Genomic DNA, 22,243 nt, shown 5'->3' with positions numbered 1-22,243 from the left:
CCTTTCACATTTCCATTGAAATATAATTCTCAGGTTCTTCATCATTAAAATCTTGTTCTGAATATTCTTGTAATTCTTCAGTATCAAATTTATTTTCTAAATACTCTTGTGTTTCTTCAATATTTGCATTACTTATTTCTTCAACATTAACTTTATTAACCCAAGCTGAATTGCCTTTAAGATTTTGTGTAAACATCTTTCTTGCAAATTTATATTCAGCACCAATCATTCCTGCTCTGACAAGCCAAGTTCTCATCAAAAACTTTTGATTTGGATTTTCATTTATCTTTTCTGATATATTTTTTGTATTTTCAGCATAATTGCTTATAGTTTGAGATAACTGAATACAACTTAATAACTCATCATTATTGAGAGTGCTTTTAAAAATAGGAAATTTAACTTTTTTATCATATAAATTTATAAAATCCTTCATTTCATTTAAAGCTATGTTTAAAGCATTTTGAAACATATTTTTTCTACTTGTATAGATATTTTTTAAATTAGTTTTATATTGTTCTAAGTTCTCTGTATTACTTAAATCTAAAACCACACTCATTTTTGTTGTATTATTTGTTATTACATCTTTATTTTTCAATTCATCAATAACAGACTTTAAAAACTCAAAGTCATTTTCATAAAAAAATGGGGTAACCAACTTCATTTGATAAAGATGATTTGCCCCAACAATTTTATCATTATTTAATTTTTCAGCTCTTATTGTTTCGGAAGGTAAAACAGACCATATCCTATTCATTTTATCTTCAATATAGTAACCATTATCTTCAAATATATATTCATTTTCAAAAATATCATTTAATACTTCAGCTACTGCCTTTCTTGTTGTGCCTGTCATATCAATTTCAACAGAATATTTTTTCCACCTCATATTTTTACACTCCTATATTTTTTGTCCTTGTGATTGTTTCTTCTCAAGTATCTTACTCATAAGTTTTTTATCTGTTGTTTTTATGAATTTTTTCTTATTGTCATAATCTTCTTCAATCATATTACTTACATTTTTCATAAGCTGTAAAAATGTATTTTTTGTTTGCTTTATTGCAATTTCTTTTTCTGATAAAAATTCCTTGTTATTATCAGTTATTATTTTATTCATTTCTGATGATTCTGATAATTCCAAAGCTGATTTTAACACCATATTTTTTATGTTTCTGAATTCTATTTCATCAGCAATATTATTTTTACTTCTTGTCTGATTTTTATATGTAGATAAAATATCATTTTTTAAACCTACCCAGCTTTCATAAGCCATATTTATTTTTTCATCTTTACTTATTTCTCTTACTATTTCATCTACAAGAATTTTATTTTCTTTATCAAGCCTTCCATAGACTTTTTTATGTTTTGATGTTTTTAAGTTCTTTGATAACTGCCATAAAAGTAATTCTATTTTTATATTTTCACTTTCTTTCATTGACATTGACTCTTTAAGTTTTTCATCAAAATATTTTTTTATGGTTTCTCGCATTTTATCTTTTTCTTCGTAAATATGATAAATTTCATCATAGAATATTTCGTTGGCAAAAGAACTTTTTAATTTTGCCAATCCTTTATCATCTATATATCCTTCTCTTGGATTTTTTGAATAACACATCAAATGAATATGTGGGTGATGTCCTTCATTATGAAAAGCACCATACCATACAAAATTTTTTACCGATATTCCCATTGCCCTTGCAAGCTCTACTGACTTGGCTCTTACAAGTTCTCTCCAAGCACTTGCATTATTATATCCCAAGCGTTCAGCATCTTCTCGTTTTAAAGATATAACGAAAGTCCATATATTACCTTTATGGTTTGCTGTCTCTTTTGCAACTTCATTAATATCAATAACTTCATTTGAACCATTCCAAAGGGCATGACCTTGTTCACCCCTTTCTGCCCTTGGTCTTTTAGCAATATAACTTACATAATTCTCAACATCATTTTCTCTTGCCATGCCTTCCTCAGCTATTTTTTCTATAAGTTCTGAGGCATTTCCTATTGTTTGATTTTTAATATAACATTCATACTCTTGTTGATATATTTCTTTAAGGTTTGGATATTTATTTAATTCTTTTTCTATCCAATCTTTTTGATTTTTTGTTGCATTGTTATTTAAAACATTTACATTATAATTTTCAGCATTAGGTCTTGTTGCAACATATTTTACATAGTTTTTTATTGCTGAAGTTTTTTTATTTTTTAGATATCTTAATGATAATATTAACCTTGCCATACAATCACCTACATTTCAAAATTTATAAAATCTATACCGCTTTCCATTTCTTCATTTAATCTAGTTTCAAACTCTTTTTCTGTATCAATATAAAAGTTATCAGGCCAGAAACTTAAATATATAGTACCTTCTCTTGTTTTTATTCCTTGCTGTTCAAATCCTTCACCCCAGCCATCACTATACTGTCCACCAAAATATTCTTTTAATATTTTTATGTCATTATCATTTAATTTTTCTGATATTTCACACTCCATAACTCCATAAGCATTATCTCCTACAGTTTCAATTTTGGGATATGCTGATTTTACTTTTTCAAGTAATTCTATATCATCATCACCATATCCAAAGTAATACATAAGCCCTTTGCCTTCATCACTTTTATAATCCCAACTGTTTTTAATAGCTCCATTTATTATTTCTTCATAAAATGAAAGTTCTCTTTGATTTAAGTAATCAAATGATATATAATCTAATTCTTCAATAGCTTCTTCGTCAAAGTATGATTCATAATCTAATGCACAATTATCACTATAATCAAGTACTCCTTTTATAGGACTGTAAAATTTATATTTCATTATTAATCACTCCTCATCATTTTTAATTATATTTTTAACATAAATTATGTCATACCTTCCAAGACCTTTGCGTTTTCTTTTAATTAAAAGATATTTATTTTCAAGTTCGTTCATTACATCTACAGCTTTTTTATCACTACAACAAATATATTTTTTTACTTCATTTATTGTACATATAACATAAGGATTATCATTTTTATCAACCCAACCTTTTGCTTCTGATAAATTTATTTTATCAAGTAATATTGAATATAAAATTTTTGCTTCTATTGACATATCTATATATTTTTCTTTTTCAAAAAATACTATTGGTAAACTGTAATAAGAAAAAGGTTCTAATTCTGCTTTGCCATAAAAATAATCGTATTTCATTTTAAACACCTCCAAAATATTATTAATCTTTTCTTCTTTGATATTTCACAGCATCTTCCATTTTTATTATTCCGTTTATTTTTTTAACTTCATCTACACAACGTTTATGTAATCTTTCAATTGTTTCATCATCCATTTCATTTATTGCTGCAAGCATTTGTTCCAGTTTTGCCATCTCAACTGCAATCTTAAAAAGTAATTTTCCAAAACGATTTTCTAATGCTTTTATTATTCCTTCCATAGATTCAACAATAACATCAGATAAAATTTCTGAGTGTTGTTCTTGATAAATGTATCCTGAATAAAAATGAATTGCTTTTTCTATAAAATCACTTCTGTTTGTAAAGTTTTTTATTATTACAGCTGAATCACTTTTATCTATAGCTTCTTTTGTAAGCCATACTGTGTATCTTTGTTTTCTATATTCTTCATTCATATGTCTTAAAACCTCCCTGAGTCGGCATAAGCGTTAGCCTAAAACCCTTTGTTTTCTAAGTAAATATTAATTTATTAACTTAGATAACTCTGACACGAGCGTTAATCGTATTTTACGAGCGTTGCGAAAAAATCCCCGCACTGCGGGCGATTTGAGGGAACTTTCAACGCCCAAAGCGTTGAAATTTAACCTGCACTTTTGTTTTCCTCACAACTCCCCCCTATCAAAGCCATATTTTTGCCTTGAAACTCCACTTAAAATTTCGCTTATTTTTATCTAACTTTTTTGATAAAAGCCTCTTTTTTCAAAATCCTTCATATTTGCCCAAACTTGCCTTTATTATATCTTGCCCATTAATAACACCACCTTTCTATAAAAACTTCACACAAGGGCAAATATAGGCATAAAAAAGGCGAACTCTTCGGTTCGCATAAGTTTATTTACATATTCCGTTTTTAACTACTTTTATCTTTTTCAACTTCACTTAAAATCGCCTTAAACAGGCTTTATTTTTTATTTAGGTAAAATTATCACGCCTTCTTCACAAGTCTTTACACAAGGGCAAACACAGCCCTAAAACAGCCATTATAATACTTTTGTCACATCACATTTTTTGATGTTTTTATTCTTCTGAAAACAATTATATATTGACACTTCCTTTTATCAGAGTTTATATACCACAAGTGGCTCTGCCAACTTCAAAATAAAGGGGTTATTTTATGGATATTTTTAATTATTTTATTTCTAACCACAATGAAAACACACCTAAGTTTTCAGAAATTTTTCACTCAATCAATGAACTAAAACTTATTATCAATGACAAAAGTTATGTTCTTGAACACTATCTTTCAATGTTTTTTCTCCTGATAAATCAAATGGATTTTACATATTTACAAGAAAAAATCCATTGTCTATTCAAAAAATTTGCTGAGAAATTTACTATCATTGTTTCAAGAAAGTTGATGTAATAGAGTTTCAAGAAACAGAAAATAAACTTAATATCTTATCAGTAAATAAAAATTTTAAGTGTTTACGTGAAGCATATCTTGAATACCTTTTAAAATCTATTTTTTATATCATACTTTTTAGATATAGTTGTTTTGAGTATAATAATATAAATTATAATAGATTTAATATTCCAATTAATTATAAAATTATTAAAAAATTTCTACCATGTTTTTAATAACCATATCATTACAAAAACTTCACACATAGACAAATATAAAAATAAAAAACAAGAATAATATCAAACTAAATTTGTTTAAAATCATTCTTGTTTTTATACATAAAATTTAAAATTATTTAATATTTATCATTTCTAATTTTTCCAACAAGTACAAATCTTGAGTCGTTTGATTCTACACTACAAGTAGCAAGAGTTATTATTTTATCATCTTTTGATGGTTTAATTTCACTCTCAAAATACGACTTTTTAATTATATTATTTAACCAATCTTCAAAATTAGAATTATCAAATTCTATTTGCCATATTTCATCCATTGTATCTGTGACATATCCAGCAAATATATCTACAATATACTCTTTTTCCGGAGTTATAATTGTCATTGTTTTATTATTTTTATAAAATTCTTCATCTTTAAATTTTTCCAACTGACCAAACATAGTATCATCTTTCATATTATGACCATATATGACACTATGTTTATCAGAAAAATCTTTACTATTTTTATAATCAAGAAATATACAACCTGATGGATTTTTCTCACCATTAAAAAGATGAGTTAAATAATACTCATTATTAATACCTTGTACTATTGGATAAGAAATATTTGTCCCATCAACTATTAACCAACCTACAATTTCACTATTGATTTTACTCAACTTATCAAAATCAATATCCTGTGAATTATTAGTATTATCTTCTAATATTTGTGTGTATGTATCTTGACCTTTTTTATAATCCATAACTATGTTAAATATTTTATATGATGAAAATAAAAATACAATAATAAAAAAAGCTATGCATATATTGGATATAAGTTTTTTATTCATTTTTATTTCTCTTTCTTAAATATATCACAAATATTATAAGGCAAATAGATGTAATCTCTATAACAATCCACTTAAATATATTAGATTCATCTCCTGTTTTTGAAGGTTTAAAAGTATTATCTTTTCCTGATGTTGGAACTTTACCCTGTTCTGTTATATTTTCAGGGTCGCCTGGTTCTGGTCCTTCTTCCCAAGGAACTAAAGGAACATCCGGTTCTTCTATATCAACAGAAGGTTCTTCTGGCTCTGTCGAAGGCTCATCTGGCTCCGGTTCTGGTTCTACTAAAGGAACATCAGGGTCTTCTATATCAACAGGTGGCTCTTCTGGTTCTGTTGGAGGTTTTTCTGGGTCAACTGGAGGATCAGGATTTCCTCCTCCACCACCGCCATCAGGATTTCCACCAACTGCAACAAATGTCATTGTAAAACCAAAATCCATTTCTCTCAAATCGTAAGCATTTGGTAACTGTGCCGCAAACTGAACATTATCAATAGTTTTACTTCCTTCACTATAAATTGTCATATTTTTAAATATATCAGTTACAATTTCATTAGCCTTACCAAGATTATAAAGATAAGAATATATTTGAAGTCCGCCGGTTTCGGTTTCATCATTATATGTAAGTGGATACTTTTCAGCATCAAAAGTCAAACGCATACCATATTGATAAAGATACCAATAACCAAGTTTTATAATTTCATCTTCTGTCTCCATAATTTCGTAATCTTGAGACACAAATTTATTGCCATTATCATCTGTTTTTATTGACGCCCAACCATATTTTATAAAATTATCATAATTACCATTAGTAATATCATCAGCTTTTATTGTTCTTGGATATCTTATTTCAGACTGTCCTCTAAAACCATTCATACCAGAACCTAAAATTTCTGCAATATGCTCAGGTTCAAGCTCCATCAAACTATTTGCATTTCTACAATTTGAACAACTTGATTTATAATATTGTAAAAGATAATCTGAATATGAATTATATCCTATTTCTTTGGCTTTCTCTGTTGCGTTTTGAACTTCAGAAAGTGTGACATCAGAAGGATGATTTTTATTATACATATCCATAAGTGGTTGTGTAACACAACGCAAAACATTCATGCCATAAGGTATTTTATTCCCATCAAAACCTGTTGTAGAACAAATTGTTCCTTCGTCTTCCGGTGGTTCTGTTCTGACAATATCTTTAGGATTTTTAGGGTCCTTTACTTTAATATCCCTATCAACATGATTTTCAGGATTAAATTTCATATTTTTAAAAATATATGTTGTATCTGAATTATTTACTATTTTTATATTTATTTCACTAGTCTCTCCCGGTTGTGTAACATCAAACATAAGACTTGATGCCACATCATTACAATCAAAAGTGACAGTTGACCCTGCATTTTCATTTATTGTATAGATTACAGTATTATTTTTAGCATCATAACTTTGATTATAACTCTTTAATATCCCTGCTTCAGCAGTAATTGGAAACCTTGCAACAAGGCTGAAGCCAATTACCCCTATAAGCAAGGTCTGCTTTATTCCTTTTTTCATTCTTCAGCCTCCTTGCAAGGGGCTTATGCCTTACGACATAAGCCTCTTTTATATGTATTATTTTTGTATATTATTCAGCAAGTAATCCATTTATATGATTTCTAATTGTTTCATTACCATAATTAGATGTCCAGTTGCCTTCTACTGCTGCTTTTTCTGCCTGTGTAGCTTCCATTATAGGTGTAAGTTCATAATGTGCACCCTGGAGAGCATTTGCAGCTTCTTCTTTTATATAAACAGACTCAAGAAGTGGGTCAGAAACTGTGTTTCCTTCAAGTACTTTTGTATAGTAGAAGTATCCATCTTCTTCTGCAAGATACCAGTTTGCACCATCATCAATTGTGTCTCCATTTGTATCAACATTTGCAGCAAAGTTTAATACAACTGCATTTTCATGGAATGATGCACCATAGTATTCATTTAATGTAGCATCGTCTTTACCATGAATAGCTGTTGCACCATCAACATCATTGTTTTTATATGTATGGAAAGCATATTGCGCTGTGAAGCTATCTGGAGTTTCTTTACTATCACCAACTGGTGTTACTTTTACAACCTGTTTGTTATCTGTTTTGTATGCAACATAGCTATAAACTATATTATCACCTGTTTGTGTTATTTTACGAAGTACTGTTACCCCTGTTGGAACATTTGAAGTATAACCTGTATATCCTGCACCTCCATAAGCAGCTATCATTTCATCACTCATAACAACAGGAACTTCATAATTTTCTCCTGTAGCATTATCTTTATAAGTTACTTTTAACTTATCGTTACCCTCTTCTGTGTATCTTTCAAATAATTTTAACATTTCTTCAAGTTTAACACGAACAACAACATCCATATTTCCACTGTTTGTAACTGTTACATTTTTTGTAATGTCTGCACCAGGTACAAGTGGTATATCTGGGTTCTGGTCGAAGTCTTCAGTGATGGCTACATCAAATGCGTCCATATCAAATTTGTTGGCTACTTTGTCAGTTGTGCTGAACCAAGCAAATGTTCCACCAATTACAAGACAACCTGCTAATGCTGCTGCACTAATTGCAATTCTTTTTTTGTTTTTCATAGTCATTACCTTCCTTTTTTATTTTATTTTTTTAATTTTTTATTAATTATCGTCTTTATTAGACGTTAATATCTGTATTTTGTTTTTTCTTCTTAATAAATCCAATTCCAATAAATAATACAATAATAACAGCAACAATAATAATACTTATTGTAATATGTCCCTGTATCCAAGCCATAGCACCACCTATAAAAGGAATACTGAATGCAACAACACCAACAATATCATCTGCCGTAATCATTGGGTCTGCTTGGTCAACGGCATCACCCTTTGTTTCAATATAAACTTGACCGTCTTTCATCATTGTATTAATAACTCGGTGAGTAACAGTTGTAACATTATCACCAACAGGATAATATGTTACAATATCACCTCTTTGAACTTCTTCTCCTGATTTTACTTTGACAACAACAAGGTCACCTACACCTATTTTAGGCTCCATACTTGCAGAAAGTACATTATAAACTCTAAACCCCAAAATATCTTTGTTGGGGTCTTTATTTATGGCAAACAAAAAACTTCCTGTAATAATAGCCACTATAAAAATAACAAAAACTATATCAGAAATAATACTTAATGCTTTTTTCACTGTGCTGCTCCTCCCTGTACAGTCACTCCAGTTGTGTTACTTTGCTGTGTAGAATTTTGTTGAGTTGTACTCTGTTGTGTAGTACTAGGCTCTGTTGTGCTTTGTTGAGTTGTACTCTGCTGTGTAGTATTAGGCTCTGTTGTGCTTTGTTGAGTTGTACTCTGCTGTGTAGTACTAGGCTCTGTTATGCTTTGTTGAGTCGCACTCTGCTGTGTAGTACTAGGTTCTGTTGTTGAGCCTGTCTGTTCAGTAGTATTAGGTTCTTCAGATTGAGTGCTTGGTTCTGTTGCTTCTGTTGTTGAACTATCGCCAGAACCCTCTGTTGTTTCATTAGTAGTAATACCATTATCCCAATTTGTCTTGCAAGCCTCAGGAATATCAGCTCCCCAAGCATCATTCCAAGCAAAAGAATTTGCCTGAACTGTTTCAGCATAAACATATATTTGAAGATTATATTTTGCAAGCATAGCATTATAATCTTCTATATTTGTTTGATATGTATCTACAATTACATCTGTTAATACAGTAGGCATATCAAGAGTTTCCTCTTGTGGAGTTTCTTCAACTACATTTGATATAGCCAATGTATCAGTACTATTCTGCACATCATCTGTAATTTTTGCATTTTTAGCCTCAACTTCACTTAAAACAGCTGCTTGACTTACGGCTGTATCAGCAAGTTTATTAAAATCCTCTGCTGTTCTTATTGTTACTGCATTAAATACAGGGTTTGTTCTTCCACCTATATTAACAATTTTGTCATAATAAAGCCATTCAGATTTTTTACCAGGTTCACCATTTCCACGATACCAACCATTTCCTTCTGCATTAAGATTTAAACGTAAAGCAAAACTTTTTTGCTCTTCCGAAAGAGCTTGGTCAGTTTTTAAAATCTCAAGCAATTCTTGATTAGTTGGTTGTGGCATTTTGGCTAAATAACGAACATAGTCTTTATTTGTCATTGTATTTAAAGTTGTATCTGTTGTATCTTTTGGTGTCCAAACTTCCTCAATTCTTACTCGTGTAACAAAAGAAATTTCACCTGTATTTACTATTTGTGGGTCTTTCGGAAGAACATCACCGGGTTTAACCGGTGTGTCTGGTTCTTCCCAATTAGGCTCTTCTATTTCAAAAGATAACTTTGAAACATCAAGCTCATTAACTATTTTATCCTTAGCTGAAAAGTATGAATATGTACTTGTACAAACTGCTATTAATAAACAAACAGCAACTCCACTAAGGACTATATTTCTTTTTTTACTGTTATTTTTTAAATATGATATAATCTTATTCAGTTTTGAGTACTGCTGCTTCATATTCATCCTCTTCCTTTATTATTAATAATTCCGAAACATTAATTAATGTCTCTGATAACTTATTTTCTGATGATGAGTTTGCTGATGATTTTAATAATGGCTGTTCACCATCTTCTAAAACTTCATCATCTGGAATTAAATTCAAAACCTCACAAGGATTATCTATTCCTTCTGGCGGAACATCACCTGTTGGAATATTATTGACAACAAACTTTCCGCTTGTAGCTACATAAACAGGCTCTTCTTCTGTTGAAACATCATCTTTTGGCGGTGCTTTAACAGTATTTGTAATAACAACATCAGTATTACCTTCTGCTGCAACTGTTACAGTAGTAGGTTCTGCCGGAATGATATTTCCTGACATAACAGAGTCAGCTCTCTCGCTGATTGTACATTTTCCCGAAATATTATTAAGTGTTATACTTTCACCGGCTGAAAGATATACAGTTTTAACATTTCCATCATTTGAAATATCTATTGCATATTTATAATCAAAATCATTTATATTAGGAATTGCACCTTCCTCATATTTTAACTCTTTCTTTATTGTAAGAGTATTTTTAATGATTTCAACAAGTAAATCAGCTTCTCTATCACTTACATAATGTGGTGTTTCTAATGTATCAATTTTATCAGTTGCTGTATGCTTAGTTGGAGTTGTTCCTGAAGGAGTAGCTGTTGAACCACTACGAGTTTCAAAATTACTATTCTCAATATCAGAATTACTCCAGTCATCTTTTAATCCTAATTTAATTAATAACTCCTCTAAAACACCTATTTCAGAATCAGTTAAAAGTGCTGTACTCTCATTAGAGCCTACATAAGGATTTATTTTACCTTGGCTACCTTTAACAGTATCGGCATATACAAGTTTACCATTTGTTACTGTGCTACCAAAGTTTAATCCTATAAAACCACCTGTATAACCCATATCGTTTATAGCTTCACTTGTTTCTGATGAGCCACCACCGTATATGTCAAAACCGTCCCAAGTATTTACACCTGTTATTGAAACATTTGTTATTTTTGAACGATTTGCTTTTATAAGGTCTAAATTTACTGTAACACCTTCAAGTAAACCACCAAGTAAACCAAGATTTGCATTTAAAAGCATAGCATCACTCATAGCACCCATAAATCCACCGGCTATTTCATCTGATTTAACAAGTTTTGCATTTCCACTTTCACAATTCTTAATTCTACAAACATCTGCATATCCAACAAAGCCTCCGGCTATATTATGATAGCCATTTTGTGAAATTACAGAATATCCAGTATCTTTACCAGTTAACTTAGAATCTTGAATATGTGAACCGAAAACATCGCCAACACCAGCAGCTAAATTAAGTAAATTACTCAATATACTAAGATTGCCACTTGTAGCAATATCATCTACTTTTAATATTGAACTTTTGCCCATTCGACCAACAAAACCGCCGGCATAATTTTTACCTGTTACAGTTCCAAGTTTATCAGCCATTGAATAACGAACAACACCTGCTTTTAGTAAACCACCGAAACCACCGACACAAGCAGCCTTGTTTTCATCTTCATCCCAATCGGCTGTCTTCCAAGCATATGCATTTAAACTTTCTACTGTATAACCATTAGATATACCTGTTACACTACTGTTATAGATATAACTCTTAGCAAGTTCAATAGCAGCTATATCACCAATACTTAAAAGTTTTAACAATGTAAATTTTTCATTACTACCAGCTTCATCTGTTCCTTTAACATTTAATGTATTTGCAGCATCAGCATATCCAAAGAAACCTCCAGCGTAGTCGCCAGCTGTAACAGAACGTAAACCTGTTGCTGTAATATTAGCAGTTTTTATTTCACTTGTTGGTATACTATCACCATCTCCTAAACTTGGAAAATTAGTTACTTTTTCTTTCATACCAACCTGTGCACCTTGTAAAAATCCTGCAAAGCCTCCAGCACTTCTTCCACCTTCAGAAGTTACTATATATCCCCAACCGTCATTCACTGCTGATACATCAGCATAATAAACAGTAGGAACAGTAGCAGAAATTAATGATACAAAGTTAGCCGGTAATTTTATAATATCACTAAGTAATCCAAGACCACCTAAAGATGCTATAGAAGCTGCTCCCATGTAACCAACAAAGCCTCCAGCATCGGCTGTTGAACCTTTAGAAGTAACACTTCTTAAATTCTTTGTAAAGCAAGTATTAGGTATATTTGCATAAGTTTTTACAAGCTGTGAAGTATCAACATTATTATCTAATGCATTTACAGAAGCAAGAGTCACTTTATTATTATTTTGATTTTCTATATTAACTTTTGACTCTGTTTTTGTTGTATTTTCTGTTTGTGGCACTTCTGTTTTATCTTCTGTTTCGTCATCTGATACTATTGTCCATAGTGGACTTGCAGGTCTTGTTCCTGTATCGCCCCAAATCTGTCCACCTTTTGATGTACCGACAAAACCTCCAGCATTTCCATTTGTTGCAGAAATTTGGCTACCTGAATAATATCCATAAACACCACTTGTTTTTATAACAGGAACAATAGCATTTGCAACTCCAAGGAGATTTTCACTTACAGCTGATACACCACTTAATAAGCCACCAAGTAATGAATTTTTAAGGTCTACCTGTGCAACTCCACCTGTAAGTATTGCACCCACAAAACCTCCTGACTGCTCTATTGATTTTGCAGAAATTAAGTCATAGGCAATACTATTTTCAATAACACCTGTTGTCATAACACCACAATATCCACCTGCGGCTGATGTTGATACATTTACATCATCTTCATCATTACCTACTGTATAACCGTAGTATTTTGAGAAGTCAGCAATATTACCTTTTGCTGCATTTTCCTTATTAAAATAGTCCATTTGAGCCTTAGTAACATTACGAAGAGGCCCTGTAACACCTGTATTTCTTTGAGTAGGTACAACAACTTGACCTACTGAAAGTAAACTACCTAAATCAAGTAAACCATCTAATATACTTATATCACCAAGAGAAGCTAAATCGGCAGCTTTTGTATAACCACTATATCCTCCGGCATATAAATTTGCATCTACTTTTAATAACTGAAGAATATCACAAGTTTGACCTGTTCCATATACTTTTGTTTCATAACCTACTGCATTTCCGGAATAGTCACCTGTTTTTGTTTCTCTACCTTCAACAATAGCTGTATGTTTTGTAACTTTTTCCCATTCTCCTGTTTCTGAGTTTTTCTCCCAAACAGTTATATTTTTATCGTAGTTACCCCAAATTTGTCCACCAGCATTTAAACCGACAAATCCTCCGGCAACTCCTATTTTTGTTGTTACGTATGTTGTATCCGAATACTCTATACCATATGATAATATAGTACCACCGCAAGGCACACATTTTGCATAGCTGTTTTTAACACTTGGAACCATAACCTCTAAAGCACCAAGTAAACCACCGTCTATATCAACAATATCATTAATAAGGCTTGTATTATCAGCAGCTTTGGCAACATCTCCGGATACCATTCTACCAATAAATCCTCCAGCATAATTCTCGCCCTGTATTTTATCAATATGATTTGCGTAACTTCCTTCAACATGGCTTCCTTCAAAGTTTCCAATAAAACCTCCAGCTATGCCTTTATCTTCATAACTTCCACTATCTTCCTTAAATCTATCAAAGGCTGTTATAATATATCCCCCTGATGTTCCCTGACAATGACTTGTTTTTATCATTGATACAGCACAATCAAGTAATGTTGCAATACCTGTAAGATTTGCAATTTGACCAAGAACACCAGCATTTCCAATTTGTGCAACAGAACCAATGTCCACAAAACCTCCAAAGCCTCCGGCATATGATGTAGCATCGACAGATTTAAGATTTTCATTAGCACAACCCTCTATCTGTACTGCCATACCATAACCAAGGAAACCTCCAGCACTACCAAGAGAAATATCAACACCATCTCTTTTTTGTGCATTTATACGTTCAGAAGGTTTATTATCATTACTATAAGATGCAGCTCTTACAGTATAGGCTAGTCCATTATCACCAACATTGACATTACAATTTGTGAAACGATTAGGTATAGCATTTATAATAGAAAGAACTTTACTAAGACCAAGAACACTGCCTAAATCAACACCACCGAATGTTTTATCAAGAGCACCAGCGATAGAGCCACTATCGGCAACAGCACAGAAACCTCCAGCATAACCGTCCGCCTCGACTTTAACTAAGTTCTTTACAGTACACTTATCATATTTTGTATTTATACTCCAAGCTGTGAAACCAGCAGCAGAAGAATTTTCATCTAAATTTTCTGCTGTTACAGTAAGTCCACCAGAAGCACCATTAACACTTGAATCATTTACAAATGTATGTATTGCATCAACTACATTTAAAAGATTGTTTATAGATACAATACCAAGAAGTTCAAGCCCTTTTCCATCTTGTCCTGCAACTGTTCCTGGTACAATCTGACCACCGAAACCTCCAGCATATGATTTAGCAGTTACACTAGATATATCATTTAACTGAACATTAACAATGTCACCACCCATGGCATAACCAACAGCACCACCAGCACGAGAATTTTCTCCTGTAGCTTCTACTGTATATCCACTACTAATACCGTTACATGTAACATTGTTTATTTCAAAACGCTCATACTGTACTGCTGTAAGATTACTTAATAAATCAACAGCTGAACAAAGTTTTGCCTGTCCCGCAATGCCACCTACATAATCAACACCCTTAACCGATTCAAGACCATCTACATATGTAGTTACAGCTGTTCCTTCTTCTGTTTCAATCATACTATCATCAACAGCAACCTGTAATGCATCAACAGAAAGATTTTCAGCATTTACTCCTGTAAATTCTTTGTATTCACCATTTTCATCCCTAGTATAATATTTATTAGAATTATCTCTATATACTGTAATCTGTTCTGCTTCATTATTATCCCCAACATAATTATATGTAAACTGAACATAGCCTTCTGCTGTTGTTGTCTGCTGGTAAACAGGGAATACTATTCTAGTCGAACCTTCTTTTTTAGGTAGTTTATTAACATCAGTAATAACATTCCCATCAGAATCTAAAACAGAATCCCAATTTTCATCTTTAAAAGATGACATTAATGTAACTTTATTATTATTTGATGTATTTATAAATACAGTATCGTATACATTATAAAGAGTATCTTCATCATTAGATGTAACAGTATTTACTGATGATATTATTTCACCATGTACATCTTCATATATAACCTTTCCATCAGAATCAAGTCTTGCATAAACAGCACCTTTTGCTGTTCCATCAGAATTTGTAACTGCATTTGAATCTACAAATAATGGTATTCCTTTTGAGTCTGTTGCCTGAACACGGTCATAGTTTCTTTCAACTTTCTGTTCAAGAATTTGACCACCATGAAGGAAACCAGCAAAACCACCTACACTACTTCCCACAGAAGAAGTTACTGTATATCCGCTTCCTTCAACTCTACAACCTACTAACTGAGCAGGATTTAAACCAATAATACTTAATATACCTGCATTGAGGTTTACACCAAGAATAGTGTTAAGTAAGTCACTTACATTTGAACCAAGAGGAACTTCTATTTTTCCATCTTCACCTGTTTTAAGATTTAAATCTAAATCAAGTAATTCTGAAAGTAAATTCAAAGCTTCTGCTAAATCACCAACACCAGCATAACCTGTAAATCCACCTACATATCCCTTGATACCACTTACCTCAGATAAACCTTTAACACCACAATAATCTTCACTTCTTGTGTTTTCTGTCTCCTCTGTTTTTTCATATATAACATCGCTTGCCATAACAGCACCAGCAAAACCTCCGGCATAGGCAAAAGGATTATCATCATCACTAGAAGTAGTAGATTTTACTTTTAAACTCTTTCCTTCAACTGTAGAATTTTTAACTTCGCTACCAACAGGGAAGTTCACAAGATTTACACCAAGTCCTTGTAATAAACCAAGTATATAAGCATTAGCAATTCTTCCTGCAAATCCACCTACATTTGAATTAGCTGTTACCGAACTTATATTAGTAACGTGACAATCTGTAATTTTTGTACCCTGTGCACGTCCTACAAATCCACCAGCATAATTCTGTGCTGCTTTAACACTATTTACAGAAACAGAACAATTTGCTATTTTAACAGGTTTATATTTTGTAGGCACAAGATTTTTTATACCTAATTTTGAAATAAGACCTGTTACTAAATCATCAGTAGGTAAAAGGAAATTTAATGCACCATCAACTAATTCTCCAAGTCCTGATAATGTATTATCAAGTCCGCTTGTTGTGCCATGTAACAAATAATTTGTTGCACCTACTGTTTTTCCAACAAAGCCGCCAATAAACTCTTCACCATTAACCGTATTTATTGTACTTATAACATTACAATTTGTAACTGTTACATCACCTGCAAACTGACCGGCAAAAGAACCAACTGGCATATTATTATCTTGTGCTTCACCGTTAATGTCTTTTGTTTGATATAATCCATCAGTTTCAATTCCAACAATGTTCAAATCTAAACCTGTAATCTCAACAGATGACATATTCAATGTTGTAATATTTTCCCAACCAGCTATGGAACCTATAATATCAGTAACAAGACCGCCTAGTGTACTAAAAAGCCCCTCTACAAGGTCAAATAAACCTCCTAAAATATTTCCTATTATATCCCACCAAGGTCTTTCATCTTCAACTGGTTTAACATCTTCACCAGAACCCTTTGAATATACAGCACCAAAGAAGCCAACACCCATATTAGTAGCACCTTTTCCTGTTGTATCTTCTTCATCTTCTGTTATAGATATATTTGAAATAACAGGATTTCTAGTTGTACCATTAGTTAAAGTAACCTCACCACGAATTATCTTACCGCTATAATTCCAAGGTTTCCAATCTACTCCTGAAAGGTCAATATCGTTGGCAATAAGGTAATTTTCATTTGTTGAATATTTTTTTCCTGTGTCGCCATATCCAATATTTACAGTTATAATATCATCACTTGAAGATACACTCTGTCCAACACTTCCATCTGACTGAGTTAATTTTTCACTTATTCCTCCCATATCAGATATACTCGTAGCACCCATATCACCTTCATAATTAGATGTATCATTACTTCTATATTGTAACTCATTACGACCTAATAAGCCTCCAACCCAAACTTTTTCAAATATTACAGTGACCCAACCACCAACAACTGGTTTATTAGAACCAATTGCTTCAAATTGTGATTTATTTGTAATAACTATATATTCTGTTGTTGTTCCATCTTCATTTGTTTCCTTATAAATAGGATTATATATTGGTTGTGCATTATCAAATTTATAATAATAGTCTAATTCACCTATACCTATAAATCCACCATAAGACCCTTCAACTTCTGATATGTCTACTCTATATTTACTAAAATCAATATTTTCAGTTTCTTCCAATAATAAAGTTTTAACTTCACTAGAAGAGCTTTCTATACTTTCCGTATTTAAAGAAACCTCACTTTCAACCCCACTATTATTATTAGTAGTATCAGTATTTTCCGAAGCCGCATCATTACTTATACTACTATTATCTTCTTGTTGCGTCCCCGTTTCTGCCATTTCTGTTTGTGAAATATTTTCTTCAGTATTTTCATCTGGGGGAATGTTATCTTTTACTTCTTCAAAAAATTCTATATTATCTCCTGTTAAAACTTCAGGATATGTTTCTGTAACTCCAAAAGCTACAGTTGGTGTAAATGTTTGAACAATAAAACAAAGCACCATTAAAAGTGCTATCTTCTTATTAAATCGCGTTTTTATATTAATCCCCCCCAAAAATTAAATAAGTATTTCAATAACATTATTTTAGAAAATACCTTTCAAAATATTCAAATCTGATATGATCAGACGTATTATGTAATTATGTTATCATCATAAATATTTTTTTGCAATACAAAAACGACAAAATAAGTCATATTTATATACAATATACACAAAATTCTATATATATATATATATATATATATATATTGCACAAAAATAAAAACAGATTAATTAAATTGATAATTAATCTGTTTTTATTGAGAATATATTTATCATAAAGTATTATACCGAAAATGTTACTAAATTAATTGTTTTAAATCTAAAATATAATTTTTTAATTATTTACATTATTATTTCTGTCTAAAAGATTTTGTACAGTTATACTTTTAAATTTTATATTAAATTCATTATTTATATCATACAAAATACCCCTTACCGGACAAGTATCAGCAGCATTTCTTGAACAATTTTTCAAATCATCTATACAACTATTTATATTTAAACTCCTTTCAGCAAGACTTAATACGTCATATAACGTGATGTCTTCGGGTCTTTTTGAAAGTTTATATCCTTCATTTGCTCCTTGTACTGTTTCTATAATACATGATAATCTAAGTGATTTTGTAAGTTTAGACAAGTATTCAGAAGGAACACACATTATTTTTTTCAATCTATTTTGCTGAACAACTTCTTTTTCTATCTTGTGCTAAATATAAAACCGTTCTTATAGCATATTCACTTGTTGTATTAAACTGTATACTTATTCCTCCTTAAATAAAATACTTCAAAAATAAATCATTTTTATTTTATTATAAATTCAAAACTTCACTAAAATATATTTAATATTCAAAGTATTTCTCTTAACTTTCAAAAACTTGTGATTAAAAATATTTCTTTTCTCCTCTCACTCCTTCTCTTTTTATTGCTATATTGATTATATGATGCTGATAATATTTTAAATTATCAAGCTATTTAATTTAAAACTCCATATACAACTCTCCTTTTAAAGTAAACTTTATATTATTTTTGAATACAAAAAATGCAGTATAATTTTAAAATCATACTGCATTAAAATTTGAATTCACCTAATCTTTTCCATGTCATCTATGGAACTTCATCTTTTTGTCATGTAAAAATCCTTCAAAAAAACCTCTGAAAACGTTGATTTCTCGGGCTTTTTTACTATGTCATCACATTTGACTACTCATCCCATCATGACGATATAAATAGTATGACATAAGGAAACACTTGTCCCTTGGTATAGAGTTATTTTTCAAAATTTGGGGTTCTTTGTTTTCTGAATTATTTAAATAATTAATGGAAACAAAAAAATCAGAAATAGCTATTTCATTCTATTCCTGATTTTTCTCTTTTCATTAAATATAAATTTTGAAATAATCTTTTATTAATTCACTTAAAAACTCAATTAATTTAAAAATAATAAATTTTAATTAAGTTTGTACTTATTTTATAATTTATTTAATTATTCAATATCAGTATAATCTTCATATGGCTTAACTATAATCTCATTATGATTTTCACAGCCCACTGGATATTCCCAAATAGATCCTGAAAATATAAAATGCCTATGACAAACAGGACATGCATACTCTTCACATTCTATAGTGTATTCAATTTCTTCACCCATTTCACGTTCGTATGAACTTTCATCAATTACATAATCATTACAAGAAACTATAAAATTTTCTCCACAATAAGGACATTGTACCTTTGAACTCAATTTAATCATAAAAAACCTCCTTTGTAAATATAAATTTAGTTATAGATTTTATTGATAAATAATAAAACTTGAAAACTTCTAAAATTTCTTATTTCAATATAATATTTAATTATTTATATAATTAGGACAGTCTTCACACTTAATAGCACATTCTTGCATTTCAAAAATATCAGGGTTTCTTGTAACTCCAATATAAGGAATATTTTTATCATGACATATTTCTATAATCTCTTTTCGTGCAGCTTTTGACATTCTATTTCCTAAAAACACTTTAGTAATTGGAAAAAATGGAACACAGTAATCTTTTATTGATAGATTTTTCTTCATAGGAAGTAATAGTCTCCACTCGTTTTGGAATGCCCAATCAATGCTTTTTCTCAACGCTCCATGAAAATAAATATCCCATAAGATTTCTTTTGTCCATTCTTTATCTTCAAATTTTGCAAGTTTTTTTGTCATATTTGGACGTACTTTACAATAAATCATAGGAAACAAATTATAAAATAGATTTTGATATTGTGGATCATTAGGAATTATTGTATACTCAATACAAAATCCTTTATGACAATCAGCGTAAGAACCTCCCCACATCAACTGAGAATATGGGGTTGTTGTAAAACAAGTTGCTCTAAATGTATTTTGTAAACGTTGAGAATACTCTTTAAAATCTGAAATAATTACACGAGATATAAGTGTATTCCAATCTCCATCTTTTAAGAATTCATCTTTCAATTTAAATAAAAAATTCTTATTTGATAATTCTTCAATTTCTGAAACAGGTTTTATCTTAAAAATAGAATTAAAATTTCCAAAAGAATTAAAGGATTCATATAACACTTGTAACAATAAATTACCAAGTTCCTGCGTAGACATTGATTCACAAACATTAAGTTCACAATATTTACAATATTCTAACAAACGAGTTTTTTCATATTCATTAAAGTTCAAACTAATATCAGAATCATATACATCATCAAATAAATTTGGGGACTGCATGAAAACTGTATTATCTCTTAATGCTTGTATATGGTAATTTATAGTTTTTGGCTTATTAGTATTCTTATCTATAATAGCTTTTCCTGAGTTCTCGTCAATTAAATCAGTTGGTTTATTAGAAAAATATTTATACAATTTTAATGGCATATTTATTTTAGCACGTAAACTAAATTCATCACAACCCATACCCTGTATTTCATCAAGATTCATAAGTTCACCATTTACAATACAACATGATTCTGCTATTTTAGGAACAGCACTTTTCAATGTTTTAATTAAAGATGTTCTAAAATCTAAATCATTTACAACAGTTTCATTTAAATTATTATTCGATAAAGTATCTTCAACAAAAGATTTTTGTATTTTAGAATTAATAGTTTTCATATTAATATTTCCACCTTTCTTTTAAAAAAAGAATGTGGTCACCTAACATTCTTAAAATTATTTAATATTAATTATCTTTTCAAATCTTTGTCATTATTTTTAGGAAAACAAAACACCTTTTTACCATACTGACTTGCATATATACGACGTCCGTTTTTCAGTGTTATGTAAGGTGTAAACACAAGATTTACTTGTTTATCGTTTTTAGCCATACAATCAAACTCCTTTCCAAAAGATTTTTCACAGACGAATCTATGAAAGTATGGAAAAGAGCAGAGACAAATGCTAAACTCAAATTGGTAGTAAGAGATTTAGTAGATGACCTTTTATCTCTGCTTTTTCTCAAAGAGCTTATATGAGATTGAGCCCTCATATAAGCTCTTTTTTTGAAATCAGAATTTTAGCTAGTTTAAGTCATTGGAATAGCATCAGAAAAATTAAATAACATCAATGACGCTTCTGGAATAATCATACCATTAACACGATATGATGTTTGCTTTAGATTCCATTCACAAATTCTTTCAATTGTACTAATCAAATCTTTGGAGTTCAATCTAACAGACAACACTCCATTAGCCTTTTCTTTAAAAAACTGTACTGATCTATCATCTTTTTCATCACAAGCTTGAATTGCCATCTGTTTATCATTTTCATTTATTAATAATTTAATGTAAGTTGGATAATTCATCTTCATAATAACCGACTTATTAAATGTAAGACCATTATTTGTGATAGATACATAAGGTAACCCTTCATTAAAATCAAACGCCTTAAAATTAGTCAAATCAATCACTTTACTTGCCTCCTTTCTGTTTCAATATATATTATATCAATATCGTTTTTATTTTGCAATATTTTTTCATTGAATCAGCTTCATAATTCACACTATTTTGTCGGACATTTATTTCTTATTCATCTCGTTAACAATAGTTTAGTTGTGTTTTAACTTATATCATTTTATTACACTATACATTTTTATGTTCTTCATATAAAAGTATCTAATTAAATCTATTATTTGTTTTATTAAATAATATTATATTTATCTTTTCTTGTATACTGCTATTGTAAATATATATTTTATTTTTTCATGTTAGCTTATATATCTAAATAAAACAATGTGTTATTACAATAAT

At 30.4% G+C, this 22,243-nt stretch carries 16 protein-coding genes; all 16 read right to left on the bottom strand.

The features are described 5' to 3' along the window. Positions 1 to 4: 4 nt before the first annotated feature. Positions 5 to 886: an amidoligase family protein gene (locus B5E58_RS11335; protein WP_088109776.1), complete on the bottom strand. Its 882-nt coding sequence runs from the start codon at positions 884 to 886 to the stop codon at positions 5 to 7. Positions 887 to 898: 12 nt separating this feature from the next. Next, entirely contained in the window at positions 899 to 2,236 is a 1,338-nt protein-coding gene (gene mobP3, locus B5E58_RS11330; protein WP_088109775.1) for a MobP3 family relaxase, read from the bottom strand. A gap of 8 nt (positions 2,237 to 2,244) precedes the next feature. Beyond that, a complete protein-coding gene (locus B5E58_RS11325) occupies positions 2,245 to 2,811 on the bottom strand; it encodes a hypothetical protein (RefSeq protein WP_088109774.1) in 567 nt (188 codons plus the stop codon). A 6-nt stretch (positions 2,812 to 2,817) separates the two neighbouring features. Then, positions 2,818 to 3,183: a replication initiator protein A gene (locus B5E58_RS11320; RefSeq protein ID WP_088109773.1), complete on the bottom strand. Its 366-nt coding sequence runs from the start codon at positions 3,181 to 3,183 to the stop codon at positions 2,818 to 2,820. A gap of 22 nt (positions 3,184 to 3,205) precedes the next feature. After that, positions 3,206 to 3,619 carry a hypothetical protein gene (locus B5E58_RS11315; protein WP_088109772.1) on the bottom strand — a complete coding sequence of 138 codons (414 nt, stop codon included), beginning with the start codon at positions 3,617 to 3,619 and terminating at the stop codon, positions 3,206 to 3,208. Positions 3,620 to 4,921: 1,302 nt separating this feature from the next. Further along, on the bottom strand, positions 4,922 to 5,632 hold the full coding sequence (gene srtB / locus B5E58_RS11305) for a class B sortase (RefSeq protein WP_088109770.1): 711 nt from the start codon (positions 5,630 to 5,632) through the stop codon (positions 4,922 to 4,924). Continuing rightward, positions 5,625 to 7,184, bottom strand: a complete 1,560-nt coding sequence (locus tag B5E58_RS11300) for a hypothetical protein (protein WP_088109769.1) — start codon at positions 7,182 to 7,184, stop codon at positions 5,625 to 5,627. The genes srtB and B5E58_RS11300 overlap by 8 nt, the downstream gene beginning before the upstream one ends. A 70-nt stretch (positions 7,185 to 7,254) precedes the next feature. Further along, complete coding sequence (locus B5E58_RS11295) at positions 7,255 to 8,253, bottom strand: BsaA family SipW-dependent biofilm matrix protein (RefSeq protein WP_158097743.1); 999 nt, start codon at positions 8,251 to 8,253, stop codon at positions 7,255 to 7,257. A gap of 58 nt (positions 8,254 to 8,311) precedes the next feature. Then, entirely contained in the window at positions 8,312 to 8,842 is a 531-nt protein-coding gene (locus B5E58_RS11290) for a signal peptidase I (RefSeq protein ID WP_088109767.1), read from the bottom strand. After that, positions 8,839 to 10,158: a hypothetical protein gene (locus B5E58_RS11285; RefSeq protein WP_088109766.1), complete on the bottom strand. Its 1,320-nt coding sequence runs from the start codon at positions 10,156 to 10,158 to the stop codon at positions 8,839 to 8,841. Before B5E58_RS11285 ends, B5E58_RS11290 begins: the two co-directional genes overlap by 4 nt. Continuing rightward, positions 10,130 to 17,950: a GLUG motif-containing protein gene (locus tag B5E58_RS11280; RefSeq protein ID WP_088109765.1), complete on the bottom strand. Its 7,821-nt coding sequence runs from the start codon at positions 17,948 to 17,950 to the stop codon at positions 10,130 to 10,132. The genes B5E58_RS11285 and B5E58_RS11280 overlap by 29 nt, the downstream gene beginning before the upstream one ends. 373 nt (positions 17,951 to 18,323) lie before the next feature. Continuing rightward, positions 18,324 to 18,689, bottom strand: a complete 366-nt coding sequence (locus B5E58_RS11275) for an RrF2 family transcriptional regulator (RefSeq protein WP_275532731.1) — start codon at positions 18,687 to 18,689, stop codon at positions 18,324 to 18,326. Between the two features lie 783 nt (positions 18,690 to 19,472). Then, positions 19,473 to 19,739 carry a hypothetical protein gene (locus B5E58_RS11270; RefSeq protein ID WP_088109763.1) on the bottom strand — a complete coding sequence of 89 codons (267 nt, stop codon included), beginning with the start codon at positions 19,737 to 19,739 and terminating at the stop codon, positions 19,473 to 19,475. 96 nt (positions 19,740 to 19,835) lie between these two features. Then, complete coding sequence (locus B5E58_RS11265) at positions 19,836 to 21,110, bottom strand: DUF2971 domain-containing protein (RefSeq protein ID WP_088109762.1); 1,275 nt, start codon at positions 21,108 to 21,110, stop codon at positions 19,836 to 19,838. 71 nt (positions 21,111 to 21,181) lie between these two features. Then, positions 21,182 to 21,322, bottom strand: coding sequence for a hypothetical protein (locus tag B5E58_RS13670; protein WP_164493559.1), 141 nt, complete (start codon positions 21,320 to 21,322; stop codon positions 21,182 to 21,184). 197 nt (positions 21,323 to 21,519) lie between these two features. After that, positions 21,520 to 21,903, bottom strand: a complete 384-nt coding sequence (locus B5E58_RS11260) for a hypothetical protein (protein WP_088109761.1) — start codon at positions 21,901 to 21,903, stop codon at positions 21,520 to 21,522. Positions 21,904 to 22,243: the final 340 nt, after the last annotated feature.

This window comes from Tyzzerella sp. An114, assembly GCF_002161055.1.
GTDB classification, from domain to species: Bacteria; Bacillota; Clostridia; order Lachnospirales; family Anaerotignaceae; genus Fimicola; species Fimicola cottocaccae.
Note: the sequence above shows the minus strand (reverse complement) of the source record. Positions and strands in the feature narration are given on the sequence as shown.